Here is a 23,925-nt window from a genome sequence, read left to right on the forward strand (position 1 = left end):
ATAAAAAACAAGTTCAAAGCCTCTCCAATTATAAAAGCTGCTCCTTTTCCCTCCCTTGTAGGGGAGGGTCAGGGAGGGGTGCGGGGAGAGGTTTACCAGAGGGGTTCTATATTTGGTTAAACTATAAACCGTTTTCAGTATAATCAACAACTAACTAGAAATATTCCGTAAAACACCTTTAATTTTTACTTGTACTAAATTAAAATGAAACCGCATAGAATAGGATTTTAAGAATAATTAAACGCAGATAAACGCAGATAAACGCGGATGATAATTACTCTGTGCAGTCCTACATATAATTATTATTATGCGGTTATTATTAGTTGAAGATGAATATGATTTAGGAAGTGGTATTCATAATGCTCTTATTCAACGCGATTATATAGTAGATTGGGTGGAAGATGGAGAGACTGCTTGGGATTATTTGCAGACAATACCCCAAAGATATGAAATTGCCATTTTAGATTGGATGTTACCAAAGTTGTCAGGATTGGAATTGTGTAAAAGATTAAGGGCGCAAAAAAATCAGTTACCAATTATGTTATTAACAGCTAGAGATAGCATGAATGATCGTGTTACGGGTTTAGATGCAGGTGCAGATGATTACCTAGTGAAACCCTTTGGTATGGAAGAATTATTGGCGCGGGTAAGAGCATTACAAAGAAGATTACCAAATTTTCAACCACCGCAGTTACAAATAGGTTCTTTAATTTTAGATTATAGTAATTTTTCAGTTGTGAATTTAGCAGTGGAAAATTCTTCACCAATTATCCTCACAGCTAAAGAATTTCAACTTTTAGAATATTTCATGCAACATCCTCAACAAATACTAACTCATGAACAAATTCGCGCTAGATTGTGGGATTTTGAAAGTGATACTGTGAGTAATGTTGTTGCTGCACAAGTGAGATTATTAAGACGCAAATTATCAGAATGTGGTTTTTCTAAAGCAATTGAAACTATCCGAGGTTTTGGTTATCGTTTTTGTGGATAGTGCAAAGATAAGAATATTAATTAAATGAACCACGAAGCAGCGAAGGACACGAAGGAAGAAAGGAAGAAGATAGGTAAAATCCAAGGTTGGATACCTAATAATTCACTCTTTAATCATTCTCGGTTTAAATTAGCGATTACCTATGCTGGTGTGATGGGATCAACTTTGTTACTATGTGGTTGCATCGCTCACAGTGTCATGGTACAAGCTTTTACTCGCACAGTTGATCGAGAATTGGAAGTTTTTGGTAAGGTTTTTGAGGATAAATTAAAAGCAGAGTTAAAAATTCCTGGGAAACTTTCTATTCCTACTCAAAAATCTTTACCAGGACTTTGTTTAAAACAACAATCTTGTTTACCCATTCAATCAGAATCAGACTTACTGAATTTATTAGCAGAAGGATATTATCTCAGATTTTTAACAGTATCAGGAGAAGCTATTGCGGCTATTGGTAATAATCCCGATGAATTTCCTGCTAATATTCACCTCAATCATTCTTATGATATCAAAAATCGTCATGGTGAACTATATCATTTACATTTAATGCCCTTAAAAATCAACAATAATCAATTATGGGGATATTTACAAGTTGGACGAACTGTACAACGATTAAATGATTATATGAATAGTTTACATTGGTTATTAGGATTGGGTATTCCCTCTTCTATGATCATTATTGGTGTTGCAGGTTGGTGGTTAGCAGGTTTAGCTATGCAGCCAATTGAAAAATCATATCAACAATTACAACAATTTACCGCTGACGCAGCACATGAATTAAGAACTCCTATTACATCTTTACAAACAATTATCGAAACAAATTCAATTAACCCAGAAACTCAAAAAGCATTGAAGAGACAAATTAAAAGATTAGTAACATTAACACAGGATTTGTTATTATTATCTAGATTAGAAACTGGATTACAAGAAGCTAAGTTACAGCAAATTTGTTTGAATGATTTAGTTGCAGATGTAGAAGAGGAATTAATGCCAATGGCTATGGATGCACAAGTTTTATTATCTAGTCATATTCCTGATCAATCTGATTTTTATATTCACGGTAATGAAAGTCAAATTTATCGAATGTTGTTGAATTTAGTTGGTAATGCCATTAAATACACTCCTGAATCTGGGGAAGTAAATATTTATCTGACAACTAATGATCATCAAGGTGTAATTACTATTAAAGATACAGGTGTTGGTATTCCTAATTCTGATCTTCCCCACATCTTTGAGCGCTTTTATCGAGTTAATGCAGATCGTTCTCGCAATACTGGTGGTTCGGGATTAGGTTTAGCTATTACTTTGGCTATTGTCCAAACTCACAAAGGTAAATTAGAAGTACAAAGTCATGTAAATAGGGGCAGTACATTTACTGTGATTTTGCCACTCGTTTCCAAAGTAAACAAGTAACTTCAACTAACATAGATGTAATCATAGCCATAGCGGCGGCCATTGCCCCATTCATGCCCTTGTTAATAGCAAAACTGGTAATTATTAATAAAGTCCCTGTTCCTAACCATGTTGATAGATTAACATGACCTGTGCGGTTTTCACTAACTAAAAAACCCTGAATTGCATTTTGTAAAGCTACAAATAATGGCACAATTGTACAGATTAAAAGTACAGGTTTGATGCTGTTAGCTAAGATAATATCATTACCAATGAAACTTTGAACGATGCGATCGCCTATTGGTGTTACACTCATCAATAATAGTAAGCTAGAACAAGCAGCACCCACACTGATAGCAAAACTCAGCAATTGGCGATCGCTCACTTGATGACGATATTTAATCACCATTTGCTGTACCATCCGGGTAGAATTGGCAATTACCAGAACCAGTCCCCAAGCCGCAGACCAAGCAGCAATAGCAATTGTCGAATCTTCAGCGCGGGCAAGAATGCTAATTAATATCGCCCTTCCGCCCCAAACCACCATCATAGAATTAGCTAAAGGTAAATAGAACTTCCACACCTGTGCTAAGTTACGGGGTAAATTAGGTTGTTCTATTTGTGGCGGTAAAGTTGCACCAGAAAGCCGAGCAAAAATTGTTACAGCTATTGCTTCGACAACCACCCCACTGATGAGGGCAAATCCAGCAAGTACACCCCCAGATATGGGCAAGAAAAATCCACCCGTGAGGACTAATGCTAATGTAAATAACCTGAAAATACTGGCTTTTGCCACAGCGCGAGACTGACCATGATAAATTAATAACCCTTGAAAATAACGCCGCCAGGCGATCGCAAATGGCCAACCACCCATTAGTAATAATACTTGACTCACTGTAGTTAACATTGCTGATGGAATGCCCAACAGACTCACCCCGACAAAGTTAAAAATGATCGGTAATCCTAACAAACTCAATAAACAAGTTAATCCTGCACCGACAAATAATGTAAACCGCCATAATGCTTTCCGTGAATCTTGAGAACCAGCTAAAGCATTAGCAGCGTGCAAAATCATAATAATCGGACTTTCAAAAAATATCGCCAAAGATTTAGCAATACCTACAGCCGCTAAGTTATTTTGAGCATCAGGAAGATAAGCCAATGTAGTGGTCATCATCGGATCACCACAGGCCATAGTTACATCACTGAGAGACAAAGGCAAAAATTCCCGCCATAAACTCCCTAAACTAACAGCTTGAGATTGAGTTTCTTTTAATTTCATATCATCACGACCCTATGTGTGCAATAAGCGCAAAAATTCCCGCCATAAACTCTTACTCTTTGCGCCTCTGCGCCTCTGCGTGAGAAAAATTCTCTCTATCACACTTGACTCCTACCGACAATATCCCATGGTACAGGTAGAAGATTCCCAATTGCTGCCATCAAATTGGTATTTTGAAGGATGTTAATTCCTTGTGCTGTTAACCAATCAGCATTGTAAACTGTTTCTAGATAGCGATCGCCCCGATCAGGATTAAGTAGTAACATAGTTTGAGGCTGAGTAAATCTTTGGGTATCTGCTAAAGCTGCTGCCACAATTGCACCAGTGGAAGCACCTAAAAGCATACCTTCCTGTTTAGCCAAACCATGACAAACAGAAAACGCCAAAGCATCATCCACGCTATAAGCCGCATCTAACACCTGTGGGTCAAAATTGGGGGGAACGAAAGATAAACCCAGTCCAGTCATCTTGTAGGGGTGTCTGGGAGTACCAAAAATTGCTGATCCTGCCACATCTACACCAATAATTCTGGTTTGGGGATAATACTTTTTAAAGTAGCGACTAATACCACCTAATTGTCCGGCTGTGCTAACTCCAATAACAATAGCATCCGGCGCACCACCAAAAGCTTCTTCAATTTCCCGCGCCGTCCAAAGTTCATGGGCATCAGTATTACTAGGATTTTTATGTTGACAAGGATACCAAGAGTCAGGAATATTTGCGGCTAATTCCTGAGCTTTTGTCATTCTTGCTACCTGCATCGAACCTTGAGCATCAGCAGCACTTAAAGGCACTTCTACCAATTCTGCGCCGTAGGCATTAAGCATTCTTCGCATGGTGACAGGGGTTTTGGCATCAATCACAATCATTACCCTGTAACCCTTAGTAGCGCCCACAATTGCTAACCCAATACCAAAGTTACCAGAACTAGATTCAATAATTGTCCCACCTGCTCGCAATAAACCCTGTTTTTCGGCTTCATTCACCAGATAAGCCGCATTTTTTTCTTTAATACTACCACCAGGATTACAAGATTCTAGTTTTAAATATAAATGATGTTGTTGACAACTTGGGTGAACTCGATTTAATCGGACAATAGGAACTTTACCTAGTGCGTCCGTCACCGTTGCCAATAGGGGTGATTTTGGCAAGTTGGTTCTGAAGGTTGGGTTTGGAGAGTAAGTAAGCATTGTGATTAGCTCGATACTGTTCATCTCACAAGATGCCAACCCCAGATGAAATAAAGGTGAAATTATCAATGTGAACTACCTACACTTCCCTTGCGGGTAAGTATAGGCTTCCTACCCAGTTAACAGCTTTTTGCTCTTCGAGAACAACAAGACTTATGTTAAGGCGATAGGCTGACCCCTCGTTCCAAAGGCAAAATCAAGGTTAATCAAAAAAATGATCATGTATCTAGCTTGGTTATCGCTATTCTCTCGCCTTGCCGAGATATTCAATTCATAACACAAACTTTGTGAATTCTCTCCATGTTTTCCTTCCTTGCTGTCGCGTTGGTTGGAAAATCGTCGTTAATTCACGCGCCATTCATCCCCCGCGGCCCTATCGGGTCAGACGTGGGGCTTCTGTTGGTTAAGCTAAATCCGGCAAACCAAATGCTCGCTTCACTTGCAAAATATAGAATTCCCGAAATGTTCCGCTGATGATCTTATATTTTGGCATTTTGGCAGATAACCATTTTAGTTTCCAGCTTTAATGGAATATCAACAGGGTTAAAGAAAAAGTTGAGAAGTTATGGATGCGGGGATTACCCCACCGCTAGAGACTTCCATCCCAGATAATAAGCGATAGATGCAGTGCTGTCAAACTCACAAGAAATATTGCAATATTCAAATCATAGCCAAGATACAGCTAACAGCTATTGAATAACAGTTGCCAAGAAAATTATATATTAATCAAACCGACTGATTGCCTAATGAACAAACGGAACTATCTAGTACAAAATTGCCATGTACGAGTATAAATTCAGTTCAAAATAGTCAGATATTAGAAAAAGGATGAAAAATTAACAATTTAGTTTTTAATCACGAAGCATTTGGGAGATGATGGCATCAGCTTGTAGTCTTTTGTAAGTCAAGTAGACTAAGTTAGCTTCGTCTGATTGTCCACAAACATAGCAAGCTAGGCTCAGAGCATCTAATAACATTAATGTGGTAATGCCTTGTGATGCTAAAGATGATATATACTCAGAAACTCCTTTGGCACAGGTTTCTGCTGGCATCAGTACCAGTAGCAACCGTAAACAATCTGCTGATGCCATCATCCCATCTAATTCATGGGTCTGGGTGGCTAGTTGAACAATACCCAGAACGATTTGATTAGGGGAAATACCTTCTTTTATGAGTAGGGTAAAGAAGGAAGTTAAATGACATGGGGTGCTGTGATCAAGTTTAATATTCATAGTGCTTATTAAAATCAGTGTAACAATAATCGCAGATTTTTTGGCTAATCCGGAAAAATCTCAAAAAAGTTTTTGGGGTTTTTTCGGTTTTTTACGTCAGATTCTAGAACCTCTCAACAGATAGCACCCTAATTTGTCAACTTGAGTTTCGATGAATTTGCGTACATTATGTAACTCACGATTTAACTCACAGTTCCGTATCCCTTGATGCTAAAAATAAGCAAATTGTTCCTTTTGCCTGATTTTTACATCTTGTGACGCTAAACTAGCGAGTAATTTTTGCGCTACACCAAAATAAACTGCTTTGGATTACCTATTTTAACTAAAATTAGTAGTTTATGTAACCGACAGCGGAAATTTAATGATGTAAGATGAACAAAATGGGCATTTAGTCTCGTTAATAAGACACAATAGATAATAAATCTACAAATCTTTACCTAAAGTTAAAGCCCAATGAAGGTAAACGTGACTTACATCTAATGGTTCTGGATGTGAAGCCCTGAAACCGGGAAAAAATAATTGAGAATTTAACCAAGTTTTAACTGCATAACAATAAGTCTAGCTTATGTCATAGTAATTGACATGGCTCGTATTCTGACATCTCGACTTGGGAAGACAGGTATGTTAGATGCTGGCATTTTTGGTAGCATAATAGTAGATTAAAGCAGTGACTATATTACTTAGAAAAAAATCTGTATGGCCAGCTACCTAGAAACCCCAACTCCAAATGAGTTACTGGATGAAGTTATTCAAGAAACCACAGCCCCAAATCATGTGGAAGTTATTGAAAATGTAATTGATACCCTGGCACAAGATCAAAGTGCAATGGTTAGTCATGGTTCTGAGGGGGAATATCTGTGGAAATTCCAATATGGCAGTGTAGAAGTATTTGTGCAGTTAACGGGAATTACTGATGAAGATACGATCACAGTTTGGGCTGCGGTGCTAAAGTTACCTGTACAAGATGAAGCCAGATTGACACGATATCTCTTAGAGTTAAATTGTGTAAGTACCTTTGAAGCCCGCTTTGGCATTATTGACCATCAGGTGGTGGTGATTTCTACCCGCACTTTAGCGGAGTTGTCACCAGGGGAAGTTTCCCGCATCATTACTATTGTTGCGACTATCGCTGATGATAATGATGAATATCTGCAATCTGAGTTTGGTGCAATTTAGGTTTCGATAATTTTAGTTGAGGGATGTGATATTTAATGCCTGATTCGCAGGTGTGGCGACTTATTCCCATTTTAGCAGCCGCTGGTGATGTTCAGATGGCTATAGACCGCTGGTTATTAGCACAACATGAGTCGGGACAACATCCGCCAACTTTGCGTTTTTATACTTGGTCGCCACCCGCAATTTCTTTGGGTTATCATCAACGTCAATATCCTGAATTTTGGCAAGGTTTGCGGTGGAAAGGGGAGAAATTAGATTTGGTGCGTCGTCCTACAGGTGGTAGGGCTGTTTTGCATCAAGGTGATTTAACTTACTCTGTGGTCACGTCTGGACTGAGGGGAAATCGTTTGGATGTGTATGGGCAGATTTGTGAGTTTTTGATTCAAGGATGGCGATCGCTCGATATAGAATTGTACTATGGTCAAGCTGGACGCGGTTATATTCACAATCCTAATTGTTTTGGAACAGCCACAGGTGCAGATTTAGTCTTAGCAAATGGTTCTAAACTGATTGGTAGCGCTCAATTACGGAAATGTGACGCAGTTCTTCAGCATGGGTCTATGCGGTTAAATCCAGATCCGGAGTTGTTTGCAAAGGTATTTAATCAAGAGTTTTTTCATCCTATCCAATTTCCCCAAACTATCAATCAAGAAACAATAATTAAGGCTTTAATAGTCGCAGCTTGTGATTGTTTTGGTATGGAAATAGAGGTAATACCTTTGTCTCAAGATGAGTGGAATTTGATTTTAGCAAGTTGTTGATTAGGGTAGGTTTTTAGGTGTTGCTGAGTAAAAGTATGATTTTATTATGCCTACGGCACGCTGCGCGAACACGCAGAGACGCTCCAGGCGCAGAGAGTAAGGGTTTGAGAGATGGAATTTTCGACTTTCATACCCCAATTCACCAACGCCGGTTTTTATTCTACTCTATAATTTTTTCTCACTCAGAGACGCGGAGGTGCAGAGAGAAATCAGGTCTATTTTAGTTTTTGTCTTTGGTATGATGTTTACTTTTTAGATTTTCATGTTTTATTTGCAGTTCATACCATTCGTTTAAACAGTATTCATTTTGTGATTGTTTTGGTATGGAAATAGAGGTAATACCTTATATGGTGGAATTCATTTAATATCTGTATAAAATTTTTCTAAAAAAGTCCAATGGATAGAATATCCAAGTCTTCCCAGTTTTTTCCTGTCATGGAAGCTTGTAGAAAAACTCTAGAAAAAATCCGTCTTTTATTTAGAAAGTAATCAGTGAAAACTTGGATAATATTTTGAGTTTTTAGTGAAAAATCGCTCTTATTAGAGTTAATATGGAAACTGTGTGCTATTTTTTTGTGATTCGCGCTAAAGTAGTCAAGTATCGAATACAGCAAGACTAACCGTATGGAAACGAAAGAGTTAAAGTTCATCTTAAAGCTGTTGGGATGTCCCAATTATCGTACTGGCTTGAGTTCTAGCACTTTTGATAGTTTTAAATGTGAGAAAACCAAAATTTGTCGAGATTTGGGGGAACTGGAATATGTAGACTATTCCCGCGAAATTGCCACAGTCAAGATTTTACCTCCTGGTCAAGCACTACTGAAACTCGACTCGGCACAATTACCTATTGATGATAAAGAACTCAAGGTACTGGAGAAGATAGGTAAGAGTTCTGGAAAAATAGCCCCCAGTGAAATCAAAGTTTCATCGCTAAAATCAGATGAACGGGACGCAATCTTAAAAACCTTGAGTGAACGGGGGTTAATTGCTGCTGAAATCAAGATGAAAAGGGTTAAGGCTGAAGTTTGGTTAACGGAAAGAGGAATTGAAGTTTTGCGGGATGAATATAATCCCGAAGGAAAAGCAAATATAGACTTTAATTTGCTGGGTAATTATGTGCGGTTTTTACGGAAGAATTTGCGGTTTAAGTCAGAACAAGTTTCTACTCCTGATCATGTAGAATCACATTCTGATATTACTAGCAATATCAGTGATGAAGAAATTTTAGAGACTATCAAGAAATTAGATCGGGAATTGGGTACAGAGAATTATTTACCAATTTTTCATGTACGGCAAAAGTTACAACCGCCTTTATTACGAGATAATTTAGATCAGGCGTTATATCGGTTGCAAAAAAGTGACAAAATTGATTTTAGTACCTTACAAGAAGTCAGTGCTTATACACCAGAACAAATTGACGCGGGAATTCCTCAAAATATTGGTGGACAACTGTTCTTTATCATAGTCAATTAACAGGGTTTCCAATGTTTTTCATTTTTTCATCACTTCTTCCTCTCACCAATGTGTATCTATGACAGACATTAAGGACATTATTAAACGCGAGGTCAACCCTTTTGACGTGATTAATTTAAAGCCCACTAATTTTTGGGCTGAAGAACAAGATTCAAAACTCATGGTTGAGTCAATTCATCAAGAGACAATCATAGAAATTGAAGGTTTACTTGATTTAGTAGGTAAAGATCATCGTAGTCGTACAGCTTTATTAGCTGGTGAGTCTGGTTCTGGTAAAAGTTATTTATTAGGTCGGCTTAAACGTACTCTTAACCGAAAAGCCTTTTTCGCCTATATTCTCTGTAATTGGGCTGATAGTAGTAATATCTGGCGGCATATTTTACGTCACACCGTTGATAGTTTAATTCAAGTTCCTGAAGGGGAGAAAGAATCACAGTTAATGTTGTGGTTGAAAAGTTTAACCGCATTTACAAGAAGTGATATCAAGCAACGAATATTTAATGATAATTTTTGGGAAGCATTACAAAGTAATCGGCAAAAATTTATAAAACACCTCAAGGATAGTTATAAAAAAACAGGTATTTATAACCCTGATATGTTTTTTGGAGTGCTACATGATCTCGCAAATCCAGAATTATATGATTTAGCTTGTGAATGGCTGCGTGGTGATGATTTAAATGAAGATTCGATGCAAGAAATCAAGGTCAAAACTTGCATTGATACAGAAGATGCTGCAAAAAATATCTTAGCAAACTTTGGCAGAATTTCTACACAAACCCAACCGATTGTTTTATGTTTTGACAATTTAGATACTATGCCCCAGTTACCAGAAGGTTTTTTAGACATACAACCTTTTTTTAATGTCAACACCACAATTCATGGGGATAATTTAAAAAATTTCTTGGTGATAATTAGCGTTATTACAAACACATTAAAACGGCATTTTGATCGAATCCTCCCAGCAGATAAAGCCGGAATACATAAAATAATTGATTTAAAACGTATTACTATAGAACAGGCAGAAGCACTTTGGGCTTATCAACTTCAGCCATTACATCAACTAGCAAATCCTAGACCTGAATCTCCTATTTTTCCCCTAAATCGGGAAATGTTGGATAAGACCTCCCCTGGTGGTAAAACTATGCCTAGAAATACATTAGTTTTAGGTCGTGATGAATATCAAAAATATAAAGGTTCATTATTAGATGAAAAACCAAAGCCCGAACCAGTTACAATACAAATAAAGGTGACAACACCCAATGCAAAAACTGTTCCTAAACCTATAATTATTCTTCCAGCACCACCTCTAAATGATCAAGATACAATTCAAGCAGAATTTCAATTATTATGGCAGCACGAATATACAAAAAGCCAGGGGAAAATTACCAAGATTTCTTTGTTATCATCACCTGATTTAATTCAGATGTTGCAGCAGTCTATATCTACTTTAAAAATACAGGGAGTTAAGTCTAAACTTTTAAGCGGAAAATATGCTAGTTATTCCTTGAGTTATCAACATCCTACAAATCGGCAAAAATTGGGTATAGTTTGGACAGAAGACTCCAATATGACCAGTTTTTATCATGTAATGAATGCTTGTCAAATAGTAATTCAAAAAAATCTCTGTCAAACTATGCACTTAATCCGTGCTGGAGATTTAGGAAAACCAAATCTGGCTGGAAATCAACTCTATAGGCAGATTTTTACGAATACTAATCATGTTCATATTAAACCAAGTCTGTCTTCTATTCACTACTTAGCAACATATCAAAGTTTGGTAAATTCTGCCAAATCTCAAGAGTTAGTAATTGGTGGAAAAACGATTAATTTACAAAGACTAGAAACTTTAATTAATGAAGCTGAGATTTTACATAAATGTACTTTATTACAAGATTTAGGTATTGTTTCTAAACCAGATAAACCACCAACTACAAATGGAACCGGTAAAAAAGATTTAAGACCTGTTAAAGATTTCCTATTAAATCTAGTCAAAACTCAAGCATTTATGGGAGTAACTACTCTAATTTCACAAGCAGTTAGCCAATTTCCTGATGTGAAAGAAACTGATATTCAACATTTAATTGATCTATTATGTCAAGAAAAGAAAGTTAAGATTATGAACCCAAAAGCTAAATTACCAGATCGATTAATTTGTTTAATTGCTTAAATTCACTTGTTTTTTATAAAATGATCAGCCAATGCACTACCTGACAGAATCTTCTGAAATTTACAAGCAAATTTTCCAACTGTCCCTATCTAAAACTCTATGGATAGATACGGAAATTGCTGATTGGTATACTGATAAACCAAAATTAGCACTAATTCAGGTATTGGCTGATTATACAGACTTAACTGGTGAATTTGCTTATATTTTTGATGTTTTAGATAAACCTGATTTGGCTGCATATTTCATTAACCAAATCATGGTTAATTCCCAAATTGAGAAAGTTTTTCATAATGCTGGTTTTGATTTAAAATATCTAGGAAAAGAACTAGCAGAAAATGTGACCTGTACCTTCAAAATAGCTAGAAAAATCACCAAAGAAGTTTTACAAACTACCAACTTAAAACTAAAAACTCTAGCTGCTGAACTCTGCCATTTTTCTAATGTAGACGCAGAAGAAGGAAGCAGTGATTGGGGAAAACGTCCCCTGAGTCAAAAACAGTTAAAATATGCAGCAATGGATACAGTTTATCTCGCTGCTGTTCATCGTCGCTTACTGGAAATATCCAATCCTGCTGTTATCAGTCGTGTATTTAATATGGTAAATAATAAATCTGAAAACTCTTCTTTAACTCCCACTAAAGTTAGATTAGCTTTTGAGTGTCCGCGACTATTTTATCTAAATCACCATTTTAATAGTAAATCAATATTCTCTCCTAAATATACCCTTGGGGGTGTTGGTAATGTTTTCCACAAATTAGCGGATGATTTTATTAACTTACTGCTGATTGAACCCAGATTTAAAAGTTTATTCAATCCATCTGCAACACAATTAAGGATAGATGAAATTACGTTGGAAATTCAACAATTATTCTATCAAATTAAGTTCTTTCCCTATTTACAAAATGCAATTGCAAAAGACGCGAGTAAAGCACCTGTATTACTACAAGTTTGGCAAGGTTTACAAGGATTAATTAAAAAGTTTACTGAATTGTTAGTAATTAATCGTCGTTATTGTAGTGCGGAAACGGTTATTCAGAATACTTTTATTTCTGGAGAACACAATTTGGAATATTACTTTGATTTACCTAATGGGACAAAACAATTAATTAGAGGTGAGTTTGATTGTCTGGTTTTTAACTTTGAACTCAAACGCCTTTGTATTGTAGAATTTAAAACCTATCAACCTGTAGATTCAGCAGCACAATTAGCACAAGCCTCTCTCTATATTTATATGTTGTGGAAGCAGAAAAAAGCACCTGTTGATTCTGCTGTTTATTGTGTTTTACCAGAATTTAAAGAATACAAATATTCTTGGGAACAACTAGAAAATACAGTTCATCAATTAATTCCCTATAAATTATTACAAATGCAAGAATGGTTAAATTGGGAATCTCCCAATCCTAACCCACCACCTGCGACAACTCAACCTCATTTATGTGAAATTTGTCCCCAACAACAAAAGTGTCAGACTTTTTTCGATGTTGAATCTAATGCACCGCCAAATAAAGTTATTCCAGATAATGACAATCCCAATTTTATAGCACCTTCCAAAAAACAAGAAGATACATCTGACTTTTCACATTATTTAGAAAACCCAACACGAAACCTAACCCCCCAACCCCCTTCCCTACGAGGGAAGGGGGAGAATTCAAAGCCTCTCTCCTTGCAGGAGAGAGGTTTGGAGAGAGGTTTTTCAGATACTTTTAAAAGTCAGAAAGATACATTTATTAATGCTGATGAAATTGGCGCATCTTTAGTGGCAATTCTAGAATCTTTTAAGGTTAATGTAGATTATTATGGTGCTGATGTAAGTCCGGCATTTATTCGGGTGAAAATTAAACCACATTTAGGTGTGAAAGTTCCTTCAATTTTGAAATTATCCACAGATTTACAAGTACAATTAGGGTTAGAAAATCCCCCTTTAATTGCTCCCCAAGCTGGTTATGTCAGTGTTGATTTGCCGCGTCAAGATAGACAAATTGCCAAATTTGAAGATTTTATTCAAAAGCAATTTTTACCCCCAACAGCACCCGTAAAAATTGCTATTGGAGTGGGTATTGATGGAAAGTTGTTAGAGGCTGATTTATCAGATCCGAATACCTGTCATTTTTTGGTTGGGGGAACAACAGGCAGCGGAAAAAGTGAGTTTTTGAGATCCTTACTTCTCAGTTTAATCTATCGTCATTCTCCCCAACATCTCAAAATTGCCTTAGTTGACCCCAAGCGGGTAACATTTCCCGAATTTGAACAAATGTCGTCGTTATATGCACCAGTTGTCAAAGATAGCGATCGCGCCGTAGAATTAATGCAGGAACTAGTTGCAGAAATGGAATCTCGTTATCAAAAATTTGAAAAAGCTAAATGTGCAGATTTAACCACCTATAATCAACGTTCTTCCCCAGCTTTACCGCGTATTGTCTGTATATTTGATGAATATGCCGATTTTATGGCAGAAAAAGAAATTCGCACCATCTTAGAACAAAGTATCAAACGTTTAGGCGCAATGGCAAGAGCCGCCGGTATTCATCTAATTATTTCCACACAACGTCCAGAAGCGAGTATTGTCACCACAATTATTCGTTCTAACCTACCTGGACGAGTCGCCCTGCGTACCTCCAGCCAAGCAGATTCATGTATTATTCTGGGTGGAAAAGAAAAAACAACAGCCGCTTATTTATTAGGCAAAGGTGATTTAGTTTACCAAGGTAGTTCGCAACTACAACGTCTTCAAAGCTTATTAGCACAAACTATTAAACTACCTTAAAAAGATCCCCGACTTCTCTAAGAAGTCGGGGATCTAAGTAACATAACCAAAGTTAAAATTTATTAGATAATATGAACGCTATATCATTGGGAAAGCGTCAGTAGAGGAATTAAAATGGGATATGTAATTGCAACAGCAAACATGAAAGGTGGAGTCGGTAAAACCACCATTACCGTGAATATAGCCACCTGTTTAGCCAAAAATCACGGAAAAAAGGTACTTGTTTTAGATTTAGATAGTCAAATCAGTGCCACACTGAGTTTAATGTCACCTGTTGATTTTGCCAAACGTCGCAAACAAAGAAAGACATTTAGATATTTACTAGATCAAATTATCAACCCTGAACCAGAGGCAAAATTTACAATTGGGGATATCATTCAACCTGAGATTTGTAACCTGACTGGATTAAACTTATTACCAGGGGACATAGATTTATATGATGAATTTTTGGTTTCAGAAATGCTGCATAATCAATCAGTAGCATTAGGAGAACAGGATTTTGAAACTATCTGGAATCGCTTTGAAAGGGTCTTAATTAGAGATATTTTAGAACCTATACGGCATGAATATGATTTTATTCTTTTAGATTGCGCTCCCGGTTATAATCTCTTGACTCGAAGTGCTTTAGCTACCAGTGATTTCTACATTCTTCCAGCTAGACCAGAACCCTTATCTGTAGTCGGAATTCAACTTTTAGAAAGACGCATTGGTCAATTAAAAGAAAGTCACGAACATGAAGCCAAAATAGATATTAAAATGTTGGGAATTGTCTTTAGTATGTCCAATGCTAATCTCCTCAATGGCAGATATTATAAACAGGTAATGCACCGAGTTATCGAAGATTTTGGAGTAGATAAAATCTGTAAAGCTCAAATCCCCGTTGATGTTAATGTTGCCAAAGCTGTTGATAGTTTTATGCCCGTTTCTTTACTAAGTCCGAATACAGCCGGTTCTAAGGCATTTATGCAGTTAACTCAGGAATTATTGCAGAAATTGTAAATTAACAATATAGCGGTATACACTCCTGAACTCCTGATAGCGCAGCGTGTTGTTAGCCATACTTCTAGCCCTCACAGATAACTTTTTCAGCAAGCCCTAAATAGCATTAATTTAGAGGGTGTTTGAAAAGTCACGATTGCTGTATCAAATGTTTTACCCCTCCCTAACCCTCCCCTTATAAAGGGGAGGGTTAGGGATTTTATTGTTTCTCCCCTTTGTAAGGGGGGTAACAATGTGATGAAAATTACGGGATACCACTTTTAAAACATCCTCTTAGAGATTGGATAAGGGGTAATAAGTAAAAATATTACCCATTACCCATTACCCATTACCCATTACCCATTAAAATCTAAGCAGCGAAATTTGCAGCGACAAAATCCCAGTTCACCAAATTATCTAAGAAATTCTTGATGAATGCAGGACGAGCATTTTTGAAGTCGATGTAGTATGCGTGTTCCCAAACGTCAATGGTTAACAGAGCTTTTTTACCATGTGCAAGGGGGTTTTCGGCGTTGGGGGTTTTCATTACTTTCAGAGTACCACCATCATCAACCAACCAAGCCCAACCACTACCGAATTGAGTTGCAGCAGCGTTAGAAAATTCTTCTTTGAATTTATCGAAACTACCAAAATCCTGATCAATTTTAGCAGCTAATGCGCCTGTAGGAGTGCCGCCACCTGCTGGTTTCAAGCAATTCCAGAAGAAAGAGTGATTCCAAACTTGAGCAGCATTGTTGAAGATTCCAGCTTTTGTAGAATCACCAAAAGCGATTTGAATTACTTCTTCCAAAGACTTGTTGGCTAATTCTGTGCTATCAACAAGCTTATTCAAATTATCTACATAAGCTTTATGATGCTTACCATAGTGATATTCAAAGGTTTCAGCCTTCATGCCATAGGATTCTAAAGCATCAGAAGCAAAAGGTAAAGCTGGTTGGGTAAATGCCATTTTGTGAAATCCTCTTTTTACTGTTTTCTAGTTGAAAGCTATTGCCATAGCTAGGCAAATTACAGGTTTCGTATTTAGTAAGCCCTACTTAATCCTGCAATACAAAACTTAACATTGTTATTCTACTACCAAAGTGGAAATTTCCACCAATTAGTTTATAAACAAAGCAAATTCCATCTATTTAGCTTAAACTCTTAACTTCTCTCTGTTGCCTGGAGTGCCTGAAGCGTGAGCAAAAAGCCCGGTTTAAAATATATAATTATTAACTCAGACTAATATCCACGAAAGATGAATCTATCTGAAACTAGTTTAGGATGTAGTTCAAAGCACTAAAAATTAAAATGGTGAGTTAGTCGGCACTCACCACTGTTTTGAAGTCCTTTAGGAATTTGGGCGCAAGCCCTGCGCCCCTACATTCTGGTGATCTACCAATGGGATAGCCGCTGGTTGTAATGGCTAATGATTTGTGCTGCTACTTCAGAAGCAGTTAAACCGTCGGTTTGGAGTTCAATGGCATCAGCCGCTTTTTGCAAAGGGGAGACTTTCCGGGTGCTATCTTTGAAGTCGCGTTCAGCAATCTCCTGTTCTAGTTGTTCTAAACTCAAGATTGAACCTGTTTTTTGAAAGTCTTGCTGACGACGACGCGCTCGTTCACCGACGGAAGCGGTTAAGAAGATTTTAATTTCCGCATCTGGAAAGACGTGAGTGCCTATGTCTCGACCTTCTGCTACTAACCCCCCGCGTTGTCCCCAACTTTGCTGCTGTTTGACCAAGGCTTGACGCACTGCACTTTGGGCAGCGATCGCCGATACAAGAGATGTTACCTCAACAGTGCGAATTTTTTGAGTGACATCAATATCATTAATCTGGACTCTCACGGGAGTTTGCAAACTTTGACTGGGAGTGAGGTCAATTTTGCAGTGAGTGGCTAATTCCGCCACAGCACAATCATCATCAATAGCAATTCCCTGTTCCATGACTAACCAAGCGATCGCCCGGTACATAGCACCAGTATCTAAGTACACCAAACCTAGTTCCTGTGCCACTTGACGAGCCACAGTAGATTTACCAGCACCAGCCGGACCATCAATAGCAATGATCGGTTGGCGGAGTCTATCATTGCCATCGCGCAGAATCGTATTATCAATTAACCTTGTAGAACCAAGACGAGCAGCGATCGCCAACATTCCTTCATCCTCAACTTTTTCTAAAAACATCAACGTATTCGGTTCAACCAATTCAATATATTCCAAGCTGATATTCCTAACTTTTGCGATTTCTTGCCGCGCCAATGCTATAAGTTCACCACTGTCACGAACGCCAGCCCGAAACGCCGCTTCAGCTTGCCGTAAACCTTTAAATAACACAGTTGCTTGCTCTTTTTCTGTAGCCGTCAAATATTGATTACGAGAACTTAAAGCCAAGCCGGACACCTCCCGCACCGTAGGACAAGCAACAACTTCTACTGGCAAATTTAAATCAGCTACTAACCGTTTAATAATTGCCAATTGTTGACCATCCTTTTGTCCAAAGTAAGCTCGGTCAGGTTGTACCAAGTTTAAAAGCTTAGTGACAATAGTTGCCACACCAGTAAAATGACCTGGACGAAAATTACCACACAAGCTAGATATCATATCAGATGGAGGGATCACTTGTGTCACTTGAGTTTCTTCTATATTCTTCCCCGGTACACCGATTTCTTCCGGAGTTGGGGCAAAAATCACATCAACTCCCGCCTGTTCACAAAATTCTCGGTCTTGTCCCAAAGTGCGAGGATAGCATTGATAGTCCTCGTTAGGTCCAAATTGTAGGGGATTGACAAAAATACTCACAATTACCGTCGCATTTTCCTGTCTAGCCCGTTTAATCAAACTTAAATGCCCCTGATGTAAACCCCCCATAGTTGGCACTAAACCAACCGCTGTGGGATACCAACTGGTTTGTTCATCAAGTCCCAGATCATCTGGTAGCCTCAGATGGCTTTGCCAGCGACGACGATTTAAATAGCAGCGTAAAGCTACAACTGTTGTCAGCACACGCACAAAATACCCCTAGTTTCTATCCTTTCCCCCGTTAGTGTATATCCGATAGCGCAGCGTGGCGCAAAGGATAATTGGGAGATAAAATAGAAGAACCAGGGGTATTTAATCGTGAAAAGCGAAAACGGAGTCGGAACTAGGAAACGGGTTATTTTCCTAAAACCTCAAGACTAACTGGAGCAACACCACTGCTGATCATACCCAAGAGCCGAGCAGCGCCGGCGGAAAGGTCAATAATTCGACCCCGGATGAAAGGTCCTCGATCATTGATTCTGACAACAACAGAACGACCATTACGGGTGTTAGTGACACGGATTTTTGTTCCCATCGGTAAGCTACGATGAGCCGCAGTTAATCCTTCGGGATTATATCTTTCACCACTGGCGGTTTTATTGCCAGAACCATCATATCCATACCAAGAAGCCATCCCTTGGAAACTGAGATTGACATTACCGAAGGCAATTTTTTGCGGTAGACTAGCACTAGAAACTGATTTACTAGCGGGTAAGTTAGCAATTGTCTGAATGGGAGATGCGTTGCCAATGAGTCTCCGCAGTCTGTTAGTTGCTTGTAAGGCATCTTGGGCAAGATTTTCTGTGGTATCTGCTAATCTAGTACCTTCATTGACTTCTACCAGTTCTTGACCGTCAATGGTAATGGTGTAGCGATCCACTGACGGTTGTTTACGGAAGAAGCCTTTTTTATTGGCTTTATTGTTAATTACGGAATTATCCGCTGTTTTCCAACTGACAGTAATCTTGCTTGCATCTACATTGTTCTGGATCAGTTCGTTAATTCTAGCGGCAATCACACTAGCTTTCTGAATTGGATCATTGTCAATAGAGCTAACTTGTTTGTTAAAATTGATTGTATTACCAGCATTGCTAAAACTGGCAACTTTGGCTGTATTGGTAGCAACAAGAGAGTCAGGATTGATATTCTCATTGTTGCCAATTACTCCAACTTTAGTTTTGTTGTTAGTAACTGGGGTAGAACCCAAAAAAGTCAGAACAGGAATGTCCCGAACATAAAGAGTAGCTGCTTGTAAACCTTTAATACTGTGAGGATAAATCCTAGTAATCACAGCATCCAAGGTGGGGTTTTCTGTTGGGGATTGGTATTCTCCTACTTTGACTGCATCACTGATAGATGATGCTTGCCTAGTTGGGGAACTTTCCTCACTGGTTTGAGTTCGACCAACTGAGGGTAAACCCAAAACGGCCAGAATTACGGCAACTGTAGTCCACAAATGTCTTTGATTCATGCGTCCGATTTTAAAGCGACTGTAGAACTTAAGTTTTTTGATTAGCGGGGGTTTCACCTTGTGAACAGTGACTCTCGCCGGAAACTTTAACCCGTTCCGCTTTCACTTTGTGTTTTGTAACTCGAATACATTAACATGAATTTTCGGACTTGGGGATCAGGGTTTTAGCGGAAGTCTGAAAGAAATGTCCAAATTTATAGTTGAGTTTGAGCTTGTAAACCGTGATTAATTCAGGACTTTGGCTATGTAACGTTTTTTTTAAGATTTCTATATTTTCTTCGGGAAACTTCATATTAAGCGATCGCCCAATTTGACAATTACTACCTAATATTTATTCTCAGTAGTTGTAAATCATGAGGTATTGAAAAACTCATCTGGTTACTTGGTGTTTCGATGAAATTTTCCTGCCAATAGTTGACTCTTCAAAAGATATCACCAGCCTAAACATAATCTAGACAAAGATTAAATTGTTAAAATACTTGGACTCTTTTCGCCCAGTACATGATTTTTTATCTACATTCTTAGTAAGTAAATATATTTAAAATGTCTACATAATTAGTTGCAATTAGAACAATTGCTGTCAAGCAATAACAGTGATTTATTTCCAGTAAGTATTTATTCTTATCCCCAAATAAAAAATTAATGAGACCATAGAAAAATGGCATTAAACGCGCATAAATATACTTGTTAAGTATACAAGAATACATACTTACTTGTTGTTACGGAGTAAAATCAGTAATCAATTTTATATCAAGCTATTAAACATATATATAATTCGGAAAATGCAGAAATGTTATCATCAGCACTTTTAGGCATTTTCCAAAACTTATATTGCCAGTATAAATCCCTGAAAGACGGTGTAGTCGCTAACTATAACTCGAACTCGCCAAAGTAAATTCAGCGTCTGGGGTTGCCTGAGTTCAATATAATATAGTCATCCTGAAAACTAATTACAGCAGGAATCAGGAGTCAGGAGTAAAACTGTTCGCTACAGTTAACCGTTTCCATGTCAGTTCTTTGCCAACCTCATCCCATTTCCAACGTAATAAGTGGGCGGGTTGTTGGGCGGCAAATTTTGGTAAGTTGATAGCTTGCCTGGGTGCGTCTGTAGCGAGGCTAACGGCGGTTTCTAGGTCACAAATTCCCCATTTCACTAGATTTTGAACTCCAGTTAATAATGGTAGGGTTGTTCCTGATAAAGTGCCATCTTGTAATCTGGCTGTACCGTTGATAACTTCTATTTGTCGGGTATCCCAAGGATAGATGCCGTCAGGTAATCCTAATGGTGCAAGGGCATCACTGACAATAAATAACCTTTCACTGGCACGCAGAAGAACTTTTAAGATCATGGGGGCAACGTGCTGACCATCGGCAATGAAACCACAAAACACATCAGGATTGTTCATGGCTGCGCCTAATAAGCCCGGTTCACGGTGGTGTAGGGGTGGCATGGCGTTGAAGGCGTGGGTTATCATTGTAGTGCCTTGAGTAAAAGCTTGTTGGGCTTCTGTGGCTGTGGCTTGTGAATGTCCTAAACTGACAGTGATTCCCAAGGAACGCAAATATGGGATGACTTTACCTGTGGTGTCTAATTCTGGTGCGAGAGTGATGACTTTGACAATATGGGCATAATCTCCTAAAACCCGTTTAACTTGATCTATGGTGAGAGGAAGAAGATATTCGGCTGGATGTGCGCCACGTTTGTAGTAGTTTAAAAATGGACCTTCTAAATGGACTCCGAGAATTTGGGCGGAGGTTGGAGAATTGGGGGTATAATTGGCGAGAATGGCGAGCGATCGCTGAATATTTTCGATAGAGGTTGTGACTAGGGTGGGTAAATAACCGTCAACTCCTGCTTCCCAGAGAAATGAAGAGATTTTTGGCAGCATAAAGGAATTGTCTGCTGTTAATTCCGGGAAGGCCAATCCTAGTCCACCATTGATTTGTAAATCCACACCACCTAAAGAAATCCAGTCTCCAGCTACATCTAAAATTTGTAAGTTTTGTGGTACAACTTTTTCCCATGCTGTGTTCATGGGCATAATTTCCTCAATTATGCCTGCTTGGTTAACTAAGATTCTTTGTAAATCTTGATAACCGGGGACTCTTACGTTGATAATATCTACATTTGCCAGCATGGTATTTTTGTCAGTTGTTAGTTGTCAGTTGTCAGTTGTCAGTTGTCAGTTGTCAGTTGTCAGTTGCACAAGAATATTTCTCCCCTTTTACTCCCCCAACTCCCCCAACTCCTGACTTCTGTTTATTAATTTTTAATTCCCATGAGATCCCCCCAAAATAATCAATTTGACTACGTAAAAATTGGTATAGCTTCGCCAGAACGCATCCGCCAGTGGGGTGAGCGTACCTTGCCTAATGGACAACTCGTAGGTGAAGTTACCAAGCCAGAAACTATTAATTACCGCACTCTCAAGCCGGAGATGGATGGCTTGTTTTGTGAGAGGATTTTTGGACCGGCTAAGGATTGGGAGTGCCATTGTGGTAAGTACAAACGGGTGCGCCATAGAGGGATTGTGTGCGAGCGCTGTGGTGTAGAAGTAACAGAATCCCGCGTCCGTCGTCACAGGATGGGTTTTATTAAGTTGGCTGCCCCGGTGGCTCATGTTTGGTATCTCAAGGGGATTCCTAGCTATATTGCGATTCTCCTGGATATGCCGCTGCGGGATGTGGAGCAGATTGTTTATTTCAACTCTTACTGTGTTTTAGCGCCTGGTAACGCGGACACTCTCAGTTACAAACAACTGTTGAGTGAAGACCAGTGGCTAGAAATTGAGGATGCTATCTACAGTGAAGATTCCCAGTTAGAGGGAGTGGAAGTGGGCATTGGGGCTGAGGCTCTGTTGCGGTTGTTGGCGGATATTAATTTGGAGCAGGAGGCGGAAACCCTGCGGGAAGAAATTGAGAAAGCCAAGGGACAGAAACGGGCGAAGTTAATTAAACGGCTGCGGGTGATTGATAATTTCATCGCTACCGGTTCTCAGCCAGAATGGATGGTGATGGAAATTATCCCCGTGATTCCCCCAGATTTGCGCCCGATGGTGCAGTTGGATGGGGGGCGGTTTGCGACAAGCGATTTGAATGATTTGTATCGCCGGGTAATTAATCGCAACAACCGTTTGGCTAGGCTTCAGGAAATTCTCGCCCCGGAGATCATTGTCCGTAACGAGAAACGGATGCTGCAAGAGGCTGTGGATGCCTTGATTGATAATGGTCGCCGGGGACGGACGGTGGTGGGGGCTAATAACCGCCCGCTGAAGTCCTTGTCGGATATTATTGAGGGCAAACAAGGACGGTTCCGACAAAACCTGTTGGGGAAACGAGTAGACTATTCAGGGCGATCGGTAATTGTGGTTGGACCAAAGCTGAAGATTCACCAGTGTGGACTGCCACGAGAGATGGCGATTGAGTTGTTCCAGCCCTTTGTAATCAACCGTTTGATTCGGTCGGGGATGGTGAATAATATCAAGGCGGCGAAGAAGCTGATTTCTCGTAATGATCCCAGTGTGTGGGATGTGTTGGAGGAGGTAATTGAGGGGCATCCGGTGATGTTAAACCGAGCGCCGACGCTGCACCGCTTGGGGATTCAAGCTTTTGAACCGATTTTGGTGGAAGGAAGAGCGATTCAATTACATCCTTTGGTGTGTCCGGCTTTTAACGCTGACTTTGACGGTGACCAAATGGCGGTTCACGTGCCGTTGTCCTTGGAGAGTCAGGCAGAAGCGCGGTTGTTGATGTTGGCTTCTAATAATATTTTGTCACCGGCAACGGGTAAACCGATTGTGACTCCTAGCCAAGATATGGTGTTGGGGGCGTATTATCTGACAGCGGAAAATCCCAATGCAACGAAGGGGGCAGGTAAGTATTTCTCGTCTTTGGATGATGTAATTATGGCTTATGAGGCGCAGCAGGTGGAACTTCATGCCTATATTTACGTGCGCTTTGATGGGGAAATTGATTCGGGTGAACCGGATACTGAACCTTTGGAAGTGATTGAGGACAAGGATGCTAAGGGTAGGGTAACAAGTCGCACCCTAATCTATAAGTTCCGCCGGGTACGGGAAGATGGTCAGGGAAATTTGATTTCTCAGTACATTTATACGACTCCTGGCAGGGCGATTTATAACAAGGCGATTCAGGAAGCGATAGATGCTTAGGGAGTGGGGGAGGTAGGGGACTGTCTCTTATACACAGCTGACGCTGCCGACGACCTAGACCGTGTAGAGTTCGG

At 39.1% G+C, this 23,925-nt stretch carries 16 protein-coding genes; 9 read left to right on the plus strand and 7 right to left on the minus strand.

Going from position 1 to position 23,925, the window contains the following annotated elements; translation table 11 throughout:
• Positions 1-307: 307 nt before the first annotated feature.
• Positions 308-994 carry a two-component system response regulator RppA gene (rppA, locus tag IQ228_RS03565; protein WP_027404903.1) on the plus strand — a complete coding sequence of 229 codons (687 nt, stop codon included), beginning with the start codon at positions 308-310 and terminating at the stop codon, positions 992-994.
• Positions 995-1,018: 24 nt separating this feature from the next.
• On the plus strand, positions 1,019-2,404 hold the full coding sequence (rppB, locus tag IQ228_RS03570; RefSeq protein WP_228043673.1) for a two-component system sensor histidine kinase RppB: 1,386 nt from the start codon (positions 1,019-1,021) through the stop codon (positions 2,402-2,404).
• Here the strand turns inward: rppB and IQ228_RS03575 are convergent.
• The 3 genes from IQ228_RS03575 to IQ228_RS03585 form a co-directional block, all read right to left on the minus strand.
• On the minus strand, positions 2,364-3,665 hold the full coding sequence (locus IQ228_RS03575) for a hypothetical protein (RefSeq protein ID WP_027404905.1): 1,302 nt from the start codon (positions 3,663-3,665) through the stop codon (positions 2,364-2,366). The two genes, rppB and IQ228_RS03575, sit on opposite strands and share 41 nt — an antisense overlap.
• A gap of 98 nt (positions 3,666-3,763) precedes the next feature.
• The gene (locus IQ228_RS03580; protein ID WP_193962172.1) at positions 3,764-4,855 is read right to left on the minus strand and encodes a cysteine synthase family protein; all 1,092 of its coding nucleotides are present in this window, start codon (positions 4,853-4,855) and stop codon (positions 3,764-3,766) included.
• A gap of 851 nt (positions 4,856-5,706) precedes the next feature.
• Positions 5,707-6,087 carry a hypothetical protein gene (locus tag IQ228_RS03585; protein WP_027404907.1) on the minus strand — a complete coding sequence of 127 codons (381 nt, stop codon included), beginning with the start codon at positions 6,085-6,087 and terminating at the stop codon, positions 5,707-5,709.
• Between the two features lie 696 nt (positions 6,088-6,783).
• Between IQ228_RS03585 and IQ228_RS03590 the strand changes: the two genes are divergently transcribed.
• From IQ228_RS03590 to IQ228_RS03615, 6 genes are all read left to right on the plus strand, one after another.
• Positions 6,784-7,263 carry a YbjN domain-containing protein gene (locus IQ228_RS03590; RefSeq protein WP_027404908.1) on the plus strand — a complete coding sequence of 160 codons (480 nt, stop codon included), beginning with the start codon at positions 6,784-6,786 and terminating at the stop codon, positions 7,261-7,263.
• Between the two features lie 35 nt (positions 7,264-7,298).
• Positions 7,299-8,024 (plus strand): biotin/lipoate A/B protein ligase family protein, encoded by a 726-nt coding sequence (locus IQ228_RS03595; RefSeq protein WP_193962173.1) that lies wholly within the window; start codon positions 7,299-7,301, stop codon positions 8,022-8,024.
• Positions 8,025-8,648: 624 nt separating this feature from the next.
• Positions 8,649-9,497, plus strand: coding sequence for a transcription factor RcaD (locus IQ228_RS03600; RefSeq protein WP_193962174.1), 849 nt, complete (start codon positions 8,649-8,651; stop codon positions 9,495-9,497).
• 58 nt (positions 9,498-9,555) lie between these two features.
• Positions 9,556-11,664 carry an ATP-binding protein gene (locus IQ228_RS03605; protein ID WP_193962175.1) on the plus strand — a complete coding sequence of 703 codons (2,109 nt, stop codon included), beginning with the start codon at positions 9,556-9,558 and terminating at the stop codon, positions 11,662-11,664.
• Positions 11,665-11,695: 31 nt separating this feature from the next.
• Positions 11,696-14,428, plus strand: coding sequence for a DNA translocase FtsK (locus IQ228_RS03610; RefSeq protein WP_193962176.1), 2,733 nt, complete (start codon positions 11,696-11,698; stop codon positions 14,426-14,428).
• 114 nt (positions 14,429-14,542) lie between these two features.
• Positions 14,543-15,427 (plus strand): ParA family protein, encoded by an 885-nt coding sequence (locus tag IQ228_RS03615; protein WP_193962177.1) that lies wholly within the window; start codon positions 14,543-14,545, stop codon positions 15,425-15,427.
• A gap of 349 nt (positions 15,428-15,776) precedes the next feature.
• Here IQ228_RS03615 and IQ228_RS03620 read toward each other — a convergent pair whose 3' ends face one another.
• The 4 genes from IQ228_RS03620 to nagA form a co-directional block, all read right to left on the minus strand.
• Positions 15,777-16,376 (minus strand): superoxide dismutase, encoded by a 600-nt coding sequence (locus IQ228_RS03620; RefSeq protein WP_053539228.1) that lies wholly within the window; start codon positions 16,374-16,376, stop codon positions 15,777-15,779.
• A 425-nt stretch (positions 16,377-16,801) separates the two neighbouring features.
• Positions 16,802-18,418, minus strand: coding sequence for a bifunctional pantoate--beta-alanine ligase/(d)CMP kinase (locus tag IQ228_RS03625; RefSeq protein WP_193962178.1), 1,617 nt, complete (start codon positions 18,416-18,418; stop codon positions 16,802-16,804).
• A gap of 145 nt (positions 18,419-18,563) precedes the next feature.
• Complete coding sequence (locus IQ228_RS03630; protein WP_053539226.1) at positions 18,564-19,679, minus strand: septal ring lytic transglycosylase RlpA family protein; 1,116 nt, start codon at positions 19,677-19,679, stop codon at positions 18,564-18,566.
• A gap of 962 nt (positions 19,680-20,641) precedes the next feature.
• Positions 20,642-21,817, minus strand: coding sequence for an N-acetylglucosamine-6-phosphate deacetylase (nagA, locus tag IQ228_RS03635; RefSeq protein WP_193962179.1), 1,176 nt, complete (start codon positions 21,815-21,817; stop codon positions 20,642-20,644).
• A gap of 141 nt (positions 21,818-21,958) precedes the next feature.
• Here nagA and IQ228_RS03640 point away from each other — a divergent pair, with 141 nt between their 5' ends.
• Positions 21,959-23,851: a DNA-directed RNA polymerase subunit gamma gene (locus IQ228_RS03640; protein WP_193962180.1), complete on the plus strand. Its 1,893-nt coding sequence runs from the start codon at positions 21,959-21,961 to the stop codon at positions 23,849-23,851.
• Positions 23,852-23,925 lie beyond the last annotated feature (74 nt).

Origin of the sequence: Dolichospermum sp. LEGE 00246 (assembly GCF_015207865.1) — a bacterium.
GTDB lineage: Bacteria > Cyanobacteriota > Cyanobacteriia > Cyanobacteriales > Nostocaceae > Dolichospermum > Dolichospermum heterosporum.

Bases quoted from the DNA above. Each gene is read 5' to 3' on its own strand.
- rppA (WP_027404903.1), top strand. From the start codon at position 308: ATGCGGTTATTATTAGTTGAAGATGAATATGATTTAGGAAGTGGTATT.
- rppB (WP_228043673.1), top strand. From the start codon at position 1,019: ATGAACCACGAAGCAGCGAAGGACACGAAGGAAGAAAGGAAGAAGATA.
- IQ228_RS03575 (WP_027404905.1), bottom strand. From the start codon at position 3,665: ATGAAATTAAAAGAAACTCAATCTCAAGCTGTTAGTTTAGGGAGTTTA.
- IQ228_RS03580 (WP_193962172.1), bottom strand. From the start codon at position 4,855: ATGCTTACTTACTCTCCAAACCCAACCTTCAGAACCAACTTGCCAAAA.
- IQ228_RS03585 (WP_027404907.1), bottom strand. From the start codon at position 6,087: ATGAATATTAAACTTGATCACAGCACCCCATGTCATTTAACTTCCTTC.
- IQ228_RS03590 (WP_027404908.1), top strand. From the start codon at position 6,784: ATGGCCAGCTACCTAGAAACCCCAACTCCAAATGAGTTACTGGATGAA.
- IQ228_RS03595 (WP_193962173.1), top strand. From the start codon at position 7,299: ATGCCTGATTCGCAGGTGTGGCGACTTATTCCCATTTTAGCAGCCGCT.
- IQ228_RS03600 (WP_193962174.1), top strand. From the start codon at position 8,649: ATGGAAACGAAAGAGTTAAAGTTCATCTTAAAGCTGTTGGGATGTCCC.
- IQ228_RS03605 (WP_193962175.1), top strand. From the start codon at position 9,556: ATGACAGACATTAAGGACATTATTAAACGCGAGGTCAACCCTTTTGAC.
- IQ228_RS03610 (WP_193962176.1), top strand. From the start codon at position 11,696: ATGCACTACCTGACAGAATCTTCTGAAATTTACAAGCAAATTTTCCAA.
- IQ228_RS03615 (WP_193962177.1), top strand. From the start codon at position 14,543: ATGGGATATGTAATTGCAACAGCAAACATGAAAGGTGGAGTCGGTAAA.
- IQ228_RS03620 (WP_053539228.1), bottom strand. From the start codon at position 16,376: ATGGCATTTACCCAACCAGCTTTACCTTTTGCTTCTGATGCTTTAGAA.
- IQ228_RS03630 (WP_053539226.1), bottom strand. From the start codon at position 19,679: ATGAATCAAAGACATTTGTGGACTACAGTTGCCGTAATTCTGGCCGTT.
- nagA (WP_193962179.1), bottom strand. From the start codon at position 21,817: ATGCTGGCAAATGTAGATATTATCAACGTAAGAGTCCCCGGTTATCAA.
- IQ228_RS03640 (WP_193962180.1), top strand. From the start codon at position 21,959: ATGAGATCCCCCCAAAATAATCAATTTGACTACGTAAAAATTGGTATA.